The organism is Moorella mulderi DSM 14980 (genome assembly GCF_001594015.1).
Lineage (GTDB): Bacteria > Bacillota > DSM-521 > Neomoorellales > Neomoorellaceae > Neomoorella > Neomoorella mulderi.
Genome location: NZ_LTBC01000011.1, coordinates 1 through 15,284, shown reverse-complemented (window position 1 = coordinate 15,284; position 15,284 = coordinate 1). Strand labels below are relative to the sequence as shown.

General features: G+C 58.6%; 16 protein-coding genes and 1 riboswitch. Of the genes, 9 read left to right on the top strand and 7 right to left on the bottom strand.

Annotated elements, in window-relative coordinates:
• Positions 1–45 precede the first annotated feature (45 nt).
• From thiI to MOMUL_RS11385, 4 genes are all read left to right on the top strand, one after another.
• Positions 46–1,218: a tRNA uracil 4-sulfurtransferase ThiI gene (gene thiI, locus MOMUL_RS11400; protein WP_062285041.1), complete on the top strand. Its 1,173-nt coding sequence runs from the start codon at positions 46–48 to the stop codon at positions 1,216–1,218.
• Positions 1,219–1,283: 65 nt separating this feature from the next.
• Positions 1,284–3,254 (top strand): B12-binding domain-containing radical SAM protein, encoded by a 1,971-nt coding sequence (locus MOMUL_RS11395; RefSeq protein ID WP_062285039.1) that lies wholly within the window; start codon positions 1,284–1,286, stop codon positions 3,252–3,254.
• A gap of 36 nt (positions 3,255–3,290) precedes the next feature.
• A complete protein-coding gene (locus MOMUL_RS11390) occupies positions 3,291–3,539 on the top strand; it encodes an AbrB/MazE/SpoVT family DNA-binding domain-containing protein (protein ID WP_062285038.1) in 249 nt (82 codons plus the stop codon).
• A gap of 8 nt (positions 3,540–3,547) precedes the next feature.
• Entirely contained in the window at positions 3,548–3,979 is a 432-nt protein-coding gene (locus MOMUL_RS11385; RefSeq protein ID WP_062285036.1) for a type II toxin-antitoxin system VapC family toxin, read from the top strand.
• Between the two features lie 43 nt (positions 3,980–4,022).
• Here the strand turns inward: MOMUL_RS11385 and MOMUL_RS11380 are convergent, their stop codons facing one another.
• Positions 4,023–4,520 carry a BON domain-containing protein gene (locus MOMUL_RS11380; RefSeq protein ID WP_084785613.1) on the bottom strand — a complete coding sequence of 166 codons (498 nt, stop codon included), beginning with the start codon at positions 4,518–4,520 and terminating at the stop codon, positions 4,023–4,025.
• Between the two features lie 152 nt (positions 4,521–4,672).
• A riboswitch (cobalamin riboswitch) is annotated at positions 4,673–4,872 on the top strand.
• Between the two features lie 140 nt (positions 4,873–5,012).
• Between MOMUL_RS11380 and MOMUL_RS11375 the strand changes: the two genes are divergently transcribed.
• The 4 genes from MOMUL_RS11375 to MOMUL_RS11360 all read left to right on the top strand — a co-directional run bounded on the left by MOMUL_RS11375 (position 5,013) and on the right by MOMUL_RS11360 (position 7,080).
• Positions 5,013–5,567 (top strand): ECF transporter S component, encoded by a 555-nt coding sequence (locus tag MOMUL_RS11375; RefSeq protein ID WP_062285033.1) that lies wholly within the window; start codon positions 5,013–5,015, stop codon positions 5,565–5,567.
• Entirely contained in the window at positions 5,564–6,328 is a 765-nt protein-coding gene (locus MOMUL_RS11370; protein ID WP_062285031.1) for an AIR synthase related protein, read from the top strand. Before MOMUL_RS11375 ends, MOMUL_RS11370 begins: the two co-directional genes overlap by 4 nt.
• A gap of 129 nt (positions 6,329–6,457) precedes the next feature.
• Positions 6,458–6,697, top strand: coding sequence for a type II toxin-antitoxin system Phd/YefM family antitoxin (locus MOMUL_RS11365; RefSeq protein WP_062285030.1), 240 nt, complete (start codon positions 6,458–6,460; stop codon positions 6,695–6,697).
• A complete protein-coding gene (locus tag MOMUL_RS11360) occupies positions 6,694–7,080 on the top strand; it encodes a type II toxin-antitoxin system VapC family toxin (RefSeq protein WP_062285027.1) in 387 nt (128 codons plus the stop codon). Before MOMUL_RS11365 ends, MOMUL_RS11360 begins: the two co-directional genes overlap by 4 nt.
• 8 nt (positions 7,081–7,088) lie before the next feature.
• Here MOMUL_RS11360 and MOMUL_RS11355 read toward each other — a convergent pair whose 3' ends face one another.
• From MOMUL_RS11355 to MOMUL_RS11335, 5 genes are all read right to left on the bottom strand, one after another.
• Positions 7,089–7,910 carry an arginase family protein gene (locus MOMUL_RS11355; RefSeq protein WP_064774409.1) on the bottom strand — a complete coding sequence of 274 codons (822 nt, stop codon included), beginning with the start codon at positions 7,908–7,910 and terminating at the stop codon, positions 7,089–7,091.
• Positions 7,911–8,091: 181 nt separating this feature from the next.
• Entirely contained in the window at positions 8,092–10,620 is a 2,529-nt protein-coding gene (locus MOMUL_RS11350) for an ATP-dependent Clp protease ATP-binding subunit (protein WP_062285024.1), read from the bottom strand.
• Positions 10,621–10,687: 67 nt separating this feature from the next.
• Positions 10,688–11,740 (bottom strand): protein arginine kinase, encoded by a 1,053-nt coding sequence (locus tag MOMUL_RS11345; RefSeq protein WP_062285022.1) that lies wholly within the window; start codon positions 11,738–11,740, stop codon positions 10,688–10,690.
• The gene (locus MOMUL_RS11340; RefSeq protein WP_062285020.1) at positions 11,737–12,246 is read right to left on the bottom strand and encodes a UvrB/UvrC motif-containing protein; all 510 of its coding nucleotides are present in this window, start codon (positions 12,244–12,246) and stop codon (positions 11,737–11,739) included. Before MOMUL_RS11340 ends, MOMUL_RS11345 begins: the two co-directional genes overlap by 4 nt.
• A 14-nt stretch (positions 12,247–12,260) precedes the next feature.
• Entirely contained in the window at positions 12,261–12,746 is a 486-nt protein-coding gene (locus MOMUL_RS11335; RefSeq protein WP_062285018.1) for a CtsR family transcriptional regulator, read from the bottom strand.
• Positions 12,747–13,039: 293 nt separating this feature from the next.
• Between MOMUL_RS11335 and MOMUL_RS11330 the strand changes: the two genes are divergently transcribed.
• A complete protein-coding gene (locus tag MOMUL_RS11330; RefSeq protein ID WP_054935617.1) occupies positions 13,040–13,966 on the top strand; it encodes a polyprenyl synthetase family protein in 927 nt (308 codons plus the stop codon).
• A 13-nt stretch (positions 13,967–13,979) separates the two neighbouring features.
• Here MOMUL_RS11330 and MOMUL_RS11325 read toward each other — a convergent pair whose 3' ends face one another.
• Entirely contained in the window at positions 13,980–15,041 is a 1,062-nt protein-coding gene (locus MOMUL_RS11325; RefSeq protein ID WP_062285017.1) for a tetraprenyl-beta-curcumene synthase family protein, read from the bottom strand.
• Positions 15,042–15,284 lie beyond the last annotated feature (243 nt).

Genomic DNA, 15,284 nt, shown 5'->3' with positions numbered 1-15,284 from the left:
AGGCTGTTTACGGATAGTAAGATTGCCTTGTGCGGAGGAATTTTCATGTATACATCTTTACTGGTTCGTTATGGCGAGATCAGCCTGAAAGGCAACAACCGCCCTTACTTTGAAGACAAACTCCTGGCCAACATGCGCCGGGCCCTGGGCGACCTGCCGCCCCGCGGGATGCGCAAGACCTTTGGCCGCGTCTTCGTTGACCTGCATGACGACCTGGAAGCCGTAGCCCGGCGCCTGCAGCGCGTCTTCGGTATCATCTCCATGAGCCCGGTAGTCACTGCTCCCTTGGAGCTGGAAGCCATCAAAAAAGCCGCCCTGGCCGTTTTAAAGGTTTCCCCCGGCACCACCTTTAAGGTCCAGACCCAGCGGCCCAATAAACGCTTTCCCCTCACCTCGCCGGAGGTCAACCAGGAGCTGGGGGCCTATCTCCTGACCCACAGCCAGGGCCAGCAGGTAGACGTTCACCATCCCGACCGTGTTATTCATGTAGAAATCCGTGACGAAGGGGCCTACATCTACTCCCGCATCATCCCGGGACCCGGCGGCCTGCCCGTGGGGGTCACCGGCCGGGGGCTGCTCCTGATCTCCGGCGGCATCGACAGCCCGGTGGCCGGTTACATGGGTATGAAGCGGGGCCTGGAACTCACGGCCCTCCATTTCCACAGTTTCCCCTTTACCAGCGAGCGCTCCAAGGAAAAGGTCATCGACCTCTGCCGGGTCCTGGCGGGCTACAGCGGACCTTTCCGCCTGGTGGTAGCCCCCTTTACCAATATTCAGAAGGCCATCCGCCAGCACTGCCCGGAGGAATTTTACGTCACCATCATGCGGCGCATGATGTTCCGCATCGCCAGGGCGGTGGCTGCCAAAGAGGATGCCCTGGCCATTCTCACGGGAGAAAGCCTGGGCCAGGTGGCCAGCCAGACCCTCCAGAGTATGGCCGTCATCAACAAAGTGGTCGACCTGCCGGTCTTAAGGCCCCTGGTGGCCTGGGACAAGAGCGAGATTATCGAGGTAGCCCGCCGCATCGGCACCTACGCCATCTCCATCCGGCCCTACGAAGACTGCTGCACCCTCTTTGTCCCCAAACACCCGGCTACCAAACCGCCCCTGGCCCGGGTGGAGGCGGCCGAAAAGAACCTGGCCGTGGCGGAGCTTGTCGAGGAGTGCCTGGCAAGCCTGGAAATCCTCACAGTAGAGCCCGAAGATACGGGCATGTAAGCCGGCGTGCCGCGCCAGCGGCATGGGTGTCTTGTATCTGACTTCTGTTTTACGGGGGTATACCTTTGCGGATCCTTTTAACCACCCTCAACGCCAAGTACATCCACGTCAACCTGGCCCTGCGCTACCTGCGCGCCTGCTGCCGCGACCTGCCCCACACCTTTATCCTGGATGAGTTCACCATCAACGACCACCCGGAACATATCGCCGCCGCTATCTACCGGTACCAGCCCGACATGGTGGCCTTCTCCTGCTATATCTGGAACAGCGCACCCACTCTGGCCGTAGCGGCGATTCTTAAGAAAGTACGGCCGGATCTCCTCGTCCTCTGTGGTGGCCCTGAGGTTTCCTTCGACACGGCCGCCTTCCTGGCGCAAAATCCCCAGGTTGACCTGGTGATCACCGGTGAAGGGGAAATCCCCTTCCGCGCCCTCATGGAACAACTGGCCGGGCGACAGCACCCCCAGGCAGGGAGCCGGCAGGAACCCCTCCTCGCCTCCATAGCCCGGCCGGCGGCGGAGAGGTTTGCCCCGGGGCCTGTACCCGACCCGGCAGCCATCCCCGGCCTGGCCTGGCGGCGGGGCGGTGAGGTTGTCGTCAACCCGCCGGCGCCGCTACCCCGCAACCTGGACGCCATCCCCTTCCCCTACCAGGAAGACCTGGAGGCAGCCGGCAACGACCTCCGCCAGCGCACGGTATACTACGAAACCTCCCGCGGCTGCCCTTTTGCCTGCGGTTTCTGCCTCTCATCCACTACGGAGGGCCTGCGCTACTTCTCCCTAAAACGCGTCCGGGACGACCTGGAACGCCTGCTAACGGCCGGCGTCCGGGAGATCAAGTTCGTCGACCGCACCTTTAACGCCAATAAAAAACGGGCCCTGGCCATCTGGGAGTTTCTCCTCTCCCGCAGGCCCCGCGCCCGTTTTTACTTTGAAATCGCCGGCGACCGCCTGGACGAAGAGATGCTGGCCTTCCTGGACCAGGTGCCGCCGGGTCTGTTCCAGTTCGAAATCGGCGTCCAGACCATCGACGCCGGGGTGAACGCCCTCTGCAATCGCCGCCAGGACTGGACCCGCCTGGCTGCCAACACCCTCCGCCTGCGGGAAGCCGGCAGCATCCGCCTGCACCTGGACCTCATCGCCGGCCTGCCCGGGGAGACTTACGCCGGCGTAGGCAAAAGTTTCGACGCCGTAGCGGCCTTAAAACCCCACGAGATCCAGCTCGGCTTCCTGAAACTCCTGAAAGGCACGAGCCTGCGCGCCCGGGCCGGTGAATTCGGCTACCTCTTCCTCGACCGCCCCCCCTACGAAGTACTGGCCAGCAGCACCATTACCTATGAAGAGATGCTCCGGCTTCACAGCGTGGAAACCCTGCTGCGCCATTACGGCAACAGCCACCTGGCCGATCACGCCCTCGGCTACCTGGCCGCGACCGCCTTTGGCGGCAGCTGCTTCACCCTTTACGAGACCATGGCCGCCTGGTGGGAGGCCCGGGGCCTCCTGCGCCGGGGCCACAGCCAGCGGGATCTTTTTGAATTCCTGGCCGCCTTTGCCGCCGGCCTGGCCGGCCCTGCCGGTATGGCCCGGCCCGCCGCACCGGGAGAACCGTACCTGGAAGAACCCGGCGGGAAACTGGAGGCGGGACACCCTACTCCACCGGGCGCGGTACGGCCGGAACGCTTTTACCCCCTTACCGCCCGCCAGTTGGACCGTTTCTACCAGCTCCTTAAATTCGACTTTCTCTGCCGCGACCGCAGCCGGAACTTCCCGGGCTGGGTACCGCCCTCGCCCCTGACCGGGGAGGAGCGTGCAAACTACATGGCGCGAATAACCGCTCCCCGGTCCATAGAAAAATATATGCCGGGGCTCGCGAAAGAAGCCCCGGCAAACCTGCGCCGCCACGGCTTTATCGAACTCTTCCCCTGCCACCCGGAAAGACCGGAACAGGACGACCCGACCCTGGCCTTCTTTTACTACGGTCCCCAAGGTCCCCGGGCGGAGGTATATTATTTACATACGCTCCCCCCAGCAGTATAATAATTTTTAGTAAGACGGATAACGGGGGTAAGAACAATGTATAAAATAACCGTTTCCCAAAAGGGACAAATCGTTATTCCCCTGGAAATACGTAAAAACTACGGTTTGAAAAAAGGCGATCAGCTGGCAGTAGAAGATAATAACGGTATTATAACCCTGCGACCGCTTCCCAAGCATCCCTTTCTCGAGCTGCGCGGTAAATATAAAAGCAGTAGTCCCACAGATAAGCTTACTACAGCTTTAATAAAAGAAAGAACTGCTGAGCGCTCTCGGGAAAAGCGGTGAACAGTTACATGGAGACAGCAAAATTTGTTCTTGACACATACGCTCTCCTAGCCTTGCTGGAAGAAGAGCCCGGTGCCCAGATAGTAGCGGATATCATAAGCGACGATAATAATATGAGCTTCTTAAGCCTAATCAATCTGGGCGAGGCCTACTATATGCTCCTGAGGAAAAAAGGTGAAAAGGCTGCCGGTGAATTCGTCGAAACCATTTTTGCGGATGAAGGTATAACTCTCATTGACTGTCCCTGGACGAGGATTAAAGGGGCGGCACGAGTAAAAGCCTGCGGGGGATTATCCTATGCTGATTCCTTCGTTGTTTCCCTGGCTCAAGAGCTACAGGCACCGGTTATTACTGGTGATCCGGAAATCCACAAGTTGGCACCAAAACTTGGTTTCGAGGTAATCTGGATAGGCAACGCCACCCATACACCAAATCTATAGCCGCCGGTGAAAGCCCGGCGGCTATAGATTATCTCGCTGAAGATCATCCTTCCCTATCGTTGTTCACCTGGCGGTGGAAAATATCCTCCAGGCTCATTTCCTCTTCCCCTACCTTAACCTGGCTCACCACCCGGGTCACACCCCGGGCTTTAGCTGCCGCCTCCCGGGCCGCTTCCAGTTCGGTGGGATCGTCCGTCCGGCCCTTTAAGACTACTGTACCGTGGCCGTCAACGCTTTCGGCGCCAACATGGCGCAGGTCCACCCGCGGGTCCTGATCCAGCTCCTCGTTGACCTCCATGGTCACGTCCTCGTCCCGGACGGTCCCGTCGGTGCTGATAGCCACGGCATTGGCCACCCCTTTCACCCCCGGAACCTGCCGCACCAGCCTTTCGGCCCGCTCCTTCTCCTTCAGGGTATCGACGATCCCCTGGAGCTGGACCTCGCCCGCCACCACGTCGGCGTTAAGGCCATAACCGCGCAGGTCCTTGTCCTCGCGTAAGGCTTGCCGCACTTTTTCCCGTAGAGATGCATCGTCTACCATATTCATCCCCCTCGCTGCTGATATTTCTATTTTGCCCCGGCAGCGACAGGTTATATGAAGAGGCCCTGGAATCGCGCCTGTCTGGAGAGGATCAACCCCCAAACAGGGCTTGCCAAAAGCCAGAGGGTGGGTTATATTAATATTGACAACCTTAGATGGAAAAATGGACAGGTGCCCCCGGGAGGGGGAGAATAGGGAAGTCCGGTAACCGCCTTTTCAGGCGGCGATCCGGCGCGGTCCCGCCACTGTGAGCGTGGAGTTGGCGATATAACGCCACTGGGATAGTTCCCGGGAAGGCATCGCAAAACAAGGAAGCGCGAGCCAGGAGACCTGCCTGTCCATATGACCTCTCACCTTCGCCAGGAAAGGGGAGAAGCAACCGGGGATGATGGTAAAGTCCCCAGCCGGAAGACGGCTGGGGACTTTTTTGTTGAGGGTGGCCCGGCCCCATTTCGCCCCTGACAAAATCTTCTTTAGAAAGGAGAAGCAAACATGGCAAAACCGGAACTTTCCTCCCCGGCCGTTAAGGCAAGCCGCTGGACGGCCAGACGACTGGCCACCCTGGCCATGCTCATCGCCCTGTCAACTGTGGGCGCCAATCTAAAAATACCCAGCATCACCGGCACCCCGGCCTTCGATTCTTTTCCCGGCTTTCTCGGCGCCCTCATCCTGGGTCCCGCCGACGGGGCCCTGATAGCTTCCCTGGGGCACCTGCTCACCGCCTTTACCGCCGGGTTCCCCCTCACCCTGCCCCTCCACCTGGTTGTTGCCGCCGGCATGGCCGCTGTCGTCGCCCTTTTTGCCCTCTTCTACCGCTTTTCCCCCTGGCTGGGGATAGCAGCGGGAATAGCCCTCAACGGCCTGTTACTCCCGGCGCTGTTTATCCCCCTGCCTGGGTTCGGCAAAGCATTCTTCCTGGCCATGGTGGTGCCCCTGCTGGTGGCTTCCACCCTGAACATCGTCCTGGCCGCAACTGCCTTCACCAGCCTGCGCCGGGTATTTCCCGCTAGCTATGCCGCCGGCCGGGGGAAAGGTGAAGGTAAATGACCCCGGCCACCCTTTCCCCCCGCCGCTACCGGGATTTGACCATCCTGGACCTGGATGCGCAGAGAACCCTGGTGATCGCCTGCGACTCCGCCGGGGCCATCGGCCCCAAGGAAGCCGACGTGGTGCGGGTGCCGGGATACGTCCTGGGCCGCTTTACCGCCAGGGTAGCCCTGATGGAAATCCTGGCGGTAGGCGCCTGGCCAGTCTGCATCGTCAACACCCTCTGCGTGGAACCGGAACCTGCAGGTGCGGCCATCCGGGAGGGCGTGGCCGACGAGGTCCGCTCGCTGGGTATCGACCCGGAGAAAGCCCTCACCGGCAGCAGCGAAAAAAACGTCCCCACTATCCAATCCGGGATAGGGGTCACCGTCATCGGCCTGGCGGCAACCACAGCGCTGTTAATGGGACGCCTGGCCGCCGGCGACGCCCTGGCCCTCTTCGGGCGGCCCAAGGTCGGAACCGAGGTCTTCCTCGACGACCCGGAAATCGTAGACCTAAAAACCGTGCGCCTGCTCCTCGACCAGCCGGGCATCCGGGAAATCGTCCCCGCCGGCTCCCGGGGCATCCTGGCCGAGGCCCTGGACCTGGCCGCTTTATACAGGCTGCAAATCAACTGGCGGCCGGGCCTACCGGAGCTGGACCTGCGCAAGTCGGCTGGCCCCGCCACCTGCATCCTCGCCGCCGGCGACCCGGCCGCCCTGGAAACCGCGGGGCGCAGGGCGGGAAAACCCTTCTGCCTGCTGGGCACCCTGGAAAATTAAAAACTCGCTCTCACCCCGGCGTCCAGGGCGCCATCAACGGCACCAAATCTAGTATAAGAGAAGCCCAAGCCCCATCTTGACTTAGTCCGTTAACTTAGTCTATATTAGCTATAAGGGAGGTGGTTTGCAATGTCTTTCCAAGTAAACATTCATGAAGCCAAGACCCACTTTTCCAAGCTGTTAGCCCAGGTGAAAGAAGGCCGGGAAGTAATTATTGCCAAAGCCGGCAAGCCAGTGGCGCGCCTGATCCCGATAACAAGCGACAAGCCTGAACGACGACACCCCGGCAGCGCCAAGGGCAAAATCACTATAGCTCCGGATTTTAATGCCCCCCTGCCCGAAGCTATTCTTAAGGAGTTTGAAGAATGAAAGCTCTCTTAGACACCCTTACTTTTTTATGGTGGATTACCGAGGATCCCCGGTTATCATCGCGGGCTCGCGAAATAATAAGCGACGGCGAAAATATATTATATCTCAGCGCCGCCAGCTGTTGGGAAATGGCAATTAAAGCCCGCCTGGGCAAGTTAGAAATGCCGGCTAATATTACATCCTTTATCACCGACCAGATGGCTATCAATGCCATTACTCCCCTGGCTGTGGAAATTAGTCATGCCCTGCATGTTTATACCCTTCCCAACCATCATCGCGATCCTTTTGACCGGCTTCTCGTTGCCCAGGCCCAGATAGAAAACCTGCCTATTCTTACCGCCGATCCCCAAATTGCCCGCTATGCAGTCAAAATAATATGGTAATCGCCTAATTAAGACACCTGCTTAAAGGTACGGGTTTGTAGCAGGGCCTGGATAATCCTGACATTAGCCTGCGTGTTCTTCCGGATGGCTTCCCTACCGGCAGGCCGCAGCCGGTCCAGGGGGTGCAGGTCGGCCTCGCCGCAGATATCCACGCCGCATACCTCCCTGGCACGGCTGATCGCCTGCAGAAGCAGGAGGAGGTCCGCCAGGGACATCTCGCCCTGCTCCCAGTTGGTGATAGCGTCCTGGCGGCGCAGGACGTCTTTATCGACGCTGATATAGACGGACCGGGTGGGGATCAGGGCGATAATTCTGCTATAGGTATCTCCCATTCCCCTGGAGGTAACGGGCGGGAACTCGCTTGAAAAATCCCGTAAGCAGATGGAAGGAACATATACGACCTTCCGCAGCAGGCCGGGATCGACCCCGATGAAACTATCCGGCCGGGCGCCAATGATAATCGCTTTTTTAAGGTTGGGCAACCTCAGGGCCCAGGCTACCCAGGAACTGCAGGAAAGAAGGGCAAAGGCGGGGGAAAGCTTGAGGTCGGCATGGTTATCAAAAAGAACCAGGGTGAAAGGGCGGTCTACAGTCTGCATAAGCAGGTAAGAGACATAGTGATAGTCCCCGCTCCCCACGAAGAAGATCCCCTTTTTGTCCCGGATCCTCCCGGCGATCTGCCTCAAAGCCGCCCGGTCGCAGAACAGCCTGGTCCCCTTGAGGTCCCTCAAGTCCACCTGGCTATGGGGGAAACGGTGAAGTTCTTCCTGCATGGTCAGGGTGTCGTCAAAATTGAGCAGGGTGACGGCCATGGAGCATGAGACACCCATCTGAACCCTCCCCGCAACAAGTTTGACTTATAGTTCTATTTTAACCCTTCCGGCTGCGAAAATAAACACCGGGCGCGCTGGTATTTACCCGGGTAACAAGGAGGAAAATAATCACCTAATACTCCTGTTTAAACAAAAAAGCACCCTCAAACGGGTGCCTGGAATCTATCTATAGTATTCTTCAAGCCGCCTTCTCCAGTACAATCTTGCCCTCCCGGGCTACGGCCCGGACTTTGTCGCCAGGGGCAATTTTCCCGGCCAGCATCTCATCGGAGAGCTGGTCTTCGATGAGGGTCTGGATGGCGCGCCTCAAAGGCCGGGCGCCAAAGGCCTCGTCGAAGCCTTCTTTGATGAGGATCTCTCTGGCTTCATCAGTTACTTCTACAGAGAGCTTATTCTCCTCCAGGCGGCGGTTCAGTTCGGCCAGCATCAAGTCGACTATCTTCCTGATATCATCCCTCGAGAGGGCATGGAAGACGATCAACTCGTCGATGCGGTTCAGGAACTCGGGCCGGAAGGTCCGCCGCAACTCTTCCATAATATGCTTCTTCATTTTCTCGTAAGACTCGGCCGCTACTTCACTGGTGGAAGCTTTAAAGCCCAGGCTCTCCCGCTTGATGGTGCTGGCGCCGATATTGGAGGTCATGATAATCACCGTGTTACGGAAGTCCACGGTGCGGCCCTTGGCATCCGTGAGCCTCCCGTCGTCCAGGACCTGCAGCAGCACGTTAAAGATGTCCGGGTGGGCCTTTTCAATCTCGTCAAAAAGGACCACGCTGTAGGGCCGGCGCCGGACGGCCTCCGTTAATTGCCCGCTTTCCTCGTAGCCGACATAGCCGGGCGGGGCGCCCACCAGCCGGGAGACGGTGTGCTTCTCCATGTACTCGGACATATCGAAGCGGATCATGGCGTCTTCATCACCGAAGAGAGCCTCGGCCAGGGCCCGGGCCAGCTCCGTCTTGCCGACACCGGTGGGTCCCAGGAAGATAAAGGAGCCGATGGGCCGCTTGGGGTCCTTGAGGCCCGCCCGGGCGCGGCGTACAGCCCGGGCCACGGCGTGGACAGCCTCATCCTGGCCGATGACCCGCTGGTGCAGGACATCTTCCAGGTGGAGGAGCCGCTCGCTCTCCTCCTGGGCCAGCTGGGTAACGGGGATACCCGTCCAGCTGGAAACAATCTGGGCGATGTCTTCCGGAGTCACCACGGATTTCTCCAGGCCCTTTTCCTTCTGCCACTCACCCTTTTTGGCTTCTAACTCTTCTTTAATCTTCTTTTCCTCATCCCTCAAAGCAGCCGCCTTTTCAAACTCCTGTGCGTGGACAGCAGCCGCCTTTTCCTTCTCCAGTTCTTCCAGGCGCGCTTCCAGCTTCTTGACATCGTCGGGAGCAGTGTAGACTTTGAGGCGCACCCGGGAAGCAGCCTCGTCAACCAGGTCGATGGCCTTGTCGGGCAGGTACCGGTCAGTGATATAGCGGTCGGAAAGCCTGGCCGCCGCCTCCAGGGCCGCATCGGAAATCTTCACCCGGTGGTGGGCCTCATAGCGGTCCCGCAGGCCCTTCAGGATGGCTATGGTCTCCTCCACCGTGGGCTCGCCGACCATAACGGCCTGGAAACGGCGCTCCAGGGCGGCGTCCCGCTCGATGTGCTTGCGGTACTCGTCAATGGTAGTGGCGCCGATGGTCTGCAGTTCGCCCCGGGCCAGGGCAGGCTTCAGGATGTTGGCAGCGTCGATAGCCCCCTCGGCCGCCCCGGCGCCAATGAGGGTATGCAGCTCGTCAATAAAGAGGATGACGTTACCGGCGGCCCGGACTTCATCCATAACCCGCTTGAAGCGTTCTTCAAACTCGCCCCGGTACTTGGTGCCGGCCACCATGCCGGACATATCCAGGGCCACTACCCGCTTATCCCGCAGGACTTCCGGTACCTGGTTCTGGACAATCTTCTGGGCCAGGCCTTCAACGATGGCCGTCTTGCCTACGCCGGGATCGCCGATTAAAACGGGGTTGTTTTTAGTCCGGCGGCTTAGAATCTGGATGACTCGTTCAATTTCCTTCTCCCGGCCGATAACCGGGTCCAGCTTGTCCTCCCGGGCCAGGCGAGTGAGATCCCGGCTGAACTGGTCCAGGGTGGGCGTCTGCCCCGGCCGCTGCGGCTGCATCTTGACCGTGCCAGGGGCGCCCATGGGCTGGAAGGCCCCTCCTCCGGGGAACCCGGCCATGCCAAAGGGCAGGTTGCCCAGGAGGACGGTCCACCCGCCAGCCTGGGGCTGCCCCCCGGCACCGCCCAGCAGGGCGATGACCTGCTGGCGGATTTTATCGGGGCTGAGCCCCAGCCCGCTCAAGACCTGGGCCGCCAGGCCTTCGCCTTCTTCCAGCAAGCCTAAGAGAATATGTTCTGTCCCCACATAGTTTACGCCCTGGCGCCGGGCTTCTTCATTGGCCAGCTCCAGGACCCTTTTCGCCCGCGGTGTCAGGCCAATTTCCCCACCGGCAGGGGCTTCCCCCGGCCGGATAATTTTACGCACTTCATCACGTACAGCTTTGACGTTAACTCCCAGGTTGGTCAGGGCCCGGGCGGCGACGCTGTCGCCTTCCCGCAAGATACCCAGCAGGATATGTTCGGTCCCAATGGCCGGGTGATGCAGGGCCCTGGCTTCTTCCTGGGCCAGGCGCAGGACCCGGTTAGCCCTTTCGGTAAAACGCGGTGACATGATTATTCCACCTCCGGAAATTAATTTATCCGCCTTGTGGCCCATGCGGATTACTACCGTTAGCCACTCAGCCTGCTAAAAGTTCCCGTACCATAGCCGCCCGGCGCACGTCGCGCTCAAAGGGCGTCATCTCTTTCCCGGCGGTAAACTGCAGGTAGGCCGGCTGGATGCGCACCATAAGCTGGTTTATCAGCCGCTGGTCGAGGCCACGTAAAATTTTCATCTCTACTCCCAGGCGGACATCCGAAAGCAGCTGCAGGGCTTCCTGGGAAGTCAAGATGCGGGCGTTGGTCAGGACCCCGTAGGCCCGGCCCACGCGGTCCTCCAGCTGCCAGCGGTTTTGCTTGCGCAGCAGTTCCCTGGCTTCCCTTTCCTGGTCAGCCAGCCGTACAGTGACTGCCGAGAGGTTATTAATAATCTCTTCTTCCGAACGTCCCAGGGTAATCTGGTTGGAAATCTGAAAGATGTTGCCGTGGGCTTCTGTTCCCTCGCCGTAGAGGCCCCTCACTGCCACTCCCACTTTGGTCAGGGCCGTCAATACCTGCCCGGCCTGTTTGGTCAACACCAGGGCCGGCAGGTGGAGCATGGTGGAAGCCCTTAAGCCCGTACCGACATTAGTAGGACATGCGGTAAGGTAGCCCCTTTCCTGGTCAAAGGCAAAGTCCAGTTCGTTTTCCAGGGCATCGTCGGCAGCGTCGGCCAGGCGCCAGGCTTCATGAAGCATCAGGGCCGGTAAAAGGCACTGCAGGCGCAGGTGATCTTCTTCATTGACCATGATGCTGATGGCCTCATCATCCCGTAAAACTACTGCCTTTTCCCCCTTGCCTTCCGCCAGGTCCGGGCTGATGAGGTGTTTCTCCACTAGTATTTGCCGCTCCACCGGCGACAATTCTCGTAAGGTCTGGAGCCTTAATTCACCAACGGCCTGGAAAACCCCTGGCGCCCGGATGGCCTGGCCCACCTGGCGGATAACCTTCACTTCCTGGGCCTCGTTCATCAAATTGGGAAAGGGCATCCCCTTCAGGTTACGGGCCAGCCGGATGCGGCTGGAAATGACGATGTCGGCCTGGGGACCGGAACCCTCCATCCATTTGCTGTTACGCTCTAAATTCAGGCTCATTGCCAGCCCCCCTGTTCTCCCAGGCGATTCTCCAGGTCGCGAATGCGGTCCCGGACCTGGGCAGCCTTTTCAAATTCTTCTTGCTCGACCAGCTGCTGCAGTTGCGCCCTCAATCTTTCAATCTCCCGGCGCACCCGTAAATTGCCGCCGGCCCGGCGAGGCACTTTGCCGCGGTGCTGGCTGCTGCCCTGGATGCGCCGGATCAGGGGATCCAGGCGCGAGGCCAGGTAATGGTAACAGTCGGGGCATCCCAGCCGCCCCGTCTGGTGGAACTGCTCGTAGCTCAGGCCGCACTCCCGGCAGCGTTCCACTGCCGGCGGGGCTTTGACCTCCAAGCCCGGGTCATAATCCAGCAACCCGGCTAAAAATTTGGGAATGGAAAAGTCGAGCTGGGGCTGCATTTCCCGGGCACACTCCTGGCAGAGATAAAGCTCCGTCTTATCGCCGTTGATAATCCTGGTGACGTGGACACTGGCCGGTCTCTCCTGGCATCGTTCACAAAGCATTTTCTAGCCCCCTTTTATCCTGCGCTGGGGAAATCATCGCGCATTAAGGTTAAAATTATAGCCTTCATAATACAGGCCCGCACCTGGTCGCGCCTGGGTAGTTCCACGGGTAAAGCCTGGCGGTTAATGGCTGCCGCCAGGAGCAATTGCTCCCGCCGGGTTAACAACCCCTCCTCCCCCAGGCGCTCCAGCAACTCCACGGCTGCCTCCTGGGAGAGGTATTCACCCAGGGCTTCATGTACCCAACCTTTTAGCCGCTCCTCGGCATTTAAGGGTACCCTGGCAATGCGGATATAGCCACCACCCCCCCGGCGGCTTTCCACCAGGTAGCCCCTTTCAATGGTAAAGCGGGTGCTGAGGACATAGCTGATCTGCGAAGGTACGCAGGTAAAGCGCTCGGCCAGTTCCTGGCGCTGCAACTCTACTATCCCATCGGCACTGCTTTTTAACAGCCACTTGATGTAGTTTTCTATACGATCGGCCAGGGTTTTACCTTCCATCCATTGGCCCACCCCCCCTGGGTCTCCCTTTTGATTTTGACTTTCTTTTTCCTTTTGACTTTCCTTGACTATTTTATACTGCAAAAATTACCTTTTAGCAATATCAAGCTGTACCTGTTTTATCCAATTCCTGACTTTCTGACACCTAAAAAGCTATCATGCTCCTTTTTTTAGACTATTGCTGGCTAAATCGCCTGTTTTTAAAGAAGGCTATAGAATCGTCCCCTTCTAGCCATACTAGAGTTACATTAGTTCCATTTGCTGGTACCTTTTATATAAAGGAGAAGATTAACTTGACCCAGGCGGAGATAAAAGCAGTCTTAACGCAAGCTGTTGCCACTCCGAATCCCCTGTTGCAGCAACTCTTGAACCATGCCCTCACCGGCGGTAAGGGCCTGCGGCCTACCTTAGTTTTATTATGTGCCCGTTTCGGCATGCATGATACCCTGGAAGTCCGACAAGTGGCGGTCGCCATAGAACTTATTCACCTGGCCTCCCTGATCCACGATGACGTCCTGGACGGGGCGACCGTCCGCCGCAACCTGCCCGCCCTTCATTACCTCTATGGTACCGTACCGGCCGTCCTCACCGGTGATTACCTCTTTGCCACCGCCTTTGGTCTCCTGGCCAGAAGCAAAAAAGCCGTTCTCACCACAGTTACCGAAGCCATCCGTTCCATGTGTAGCGGGGAAATCCAGCAATTAACAGTTACTGGCCCCGACACAAAGGCCTATTTCACCTATATCGGCCAAAAAACGGCCACCCTCTTCAGTGCCGCCTGCCGTTGCGGTGGTATTCTCTGCCGTTTAAAGCGTCCCCAGCAGGATTATTTAGCCCGGTTCGGCTGGCACCTGGGCCTGGCCTACCAGATTGTTGACGATTACCTTGATCTTTTCGGCTCCGCCGCCAAGATGGACAAACCCAACCGCCAGGACCTGGCACGCGGCATCCTTACCCTGCCTGTTTTACGCTTTTTAGAGCTTTCTCCGGAGGCTGCCCGGTGGCAGGAAAAAATAAGCCGCGGCCTGACGGCCACGGAAACAGAGGAACTGATTGCTGCCGCCCGGCACTTGAACTGCGATGAATATACGGCTGCCGCAGCAGGAGAGCAAATTGCCCTGGCCCTGGAGGCCCTGGATAAACTGCCGGTAAACCCGGTACAGGAAGACCTGGCTTTACTGGCTTCCCGTACCCTGGACCCTCTCGAGGAATTAATTTAAGTTGTCCTGGCGGCTAAATTACGCCAACCCGCCGCAGGGTTTTACAAAGAAGGTACAGGTTCTGGGAGAAGCTACCGGCGGCCCGGAGGACCGCCTCCCTGGTAGAAGCCTGTTTCTGCCCGGCTACTTTGGCATCAGAAAGGTACAGGGCCGGCAAGCCCCGGACAACCATCAGGTGGAAGGCAGGGTCAGGGAGATCTTGTGCCTTTTCCAGGGATTGTTCCAGGAAAAACTGTAATCGCCGGGCGGCCTCCTCTTCATCGCAGTAGAAGGCGCAAAAGTTTAGATCGCCCCCTTCCCGGTCCTCCTGCTGGTCAATAAAGTAATCAAGCAGGATATGTAAACCCCCGATCCAGGGAAAATAAGCTTTTTTTAGCCTGGTTACCTCGGGCGCCGTTAGTTCTTCCCTGGCGGCCACGGCTATAAGGGCAAAGATGCCCAGGGTTGAGCCTGTGGCTGCCGCCAGTTCCCACCAGTAAATAGGTGCGGGTATTTGTCCCAGTAAAGGTTCCAGCCAGGACTGTAACCTCTCCTGTCGCCTGGTTATGTCTATATGCTTGGTCGCCTGGAGGCGGCAGTATAAAACGGCCAGGTACAAGATTTCCTCCTGTACTATTTTATATCCTGGCAGTACCATCAGGGCCTGCCGGCAGGCGCGGACCAGGGCCTGGAGATAACCGCCATCCTGGCGGTAGGGGTAGCTGGCATAATAGTCATGCTCTGCCCTCCCGGGACGCAGGGCATCGGTAAAGGCCAGGTGCAGCTGGCGAAATGCCTTTTCATCCAGGACACCGGCCCGGTCACAGAGGTTATCCAGGTAGTCACTAATGGTTTGCAGGGCTACAATGGCCTGGAGGATTTGCTGCCGGTACCGGGGTGGCCAGGTGGCATAGACACTCCCCCCCTGGCAGTGGAACTTCTTAAAGGTAAGGCTCGCCAGGGCCTGTTGCTTTAGTTCCGGTTCCGGGCTGCTGGCTGCCAGGTGTCGCCAGCGCATTAATTCCCTGTTCACCGCCGGAAAGGCCTGGAAAAGTAAGCGCCCCAGGAGAATTAGATTTTCTGGTGCTTTTGGCATTATCTAATCACTCCATTAGCCACATTATAACCCGGGGGAATCAATATATACCTGGCTGGGTGGCAGACCAAAACCTGCTCAAGGGGTCAACGTTCCCGCAGAAGCAGAGTAAATAACCTGGAGGCAAGAATTATTTAGCAACAAAAAGGCCCCTGCTAGGGTTAACCTAACAGGGGTTGAGGGGAATGGCTCCCCGGGCAGGGCTCGAACCTGCAACCACCCGGTTAACAGCCGGGCGCTCTA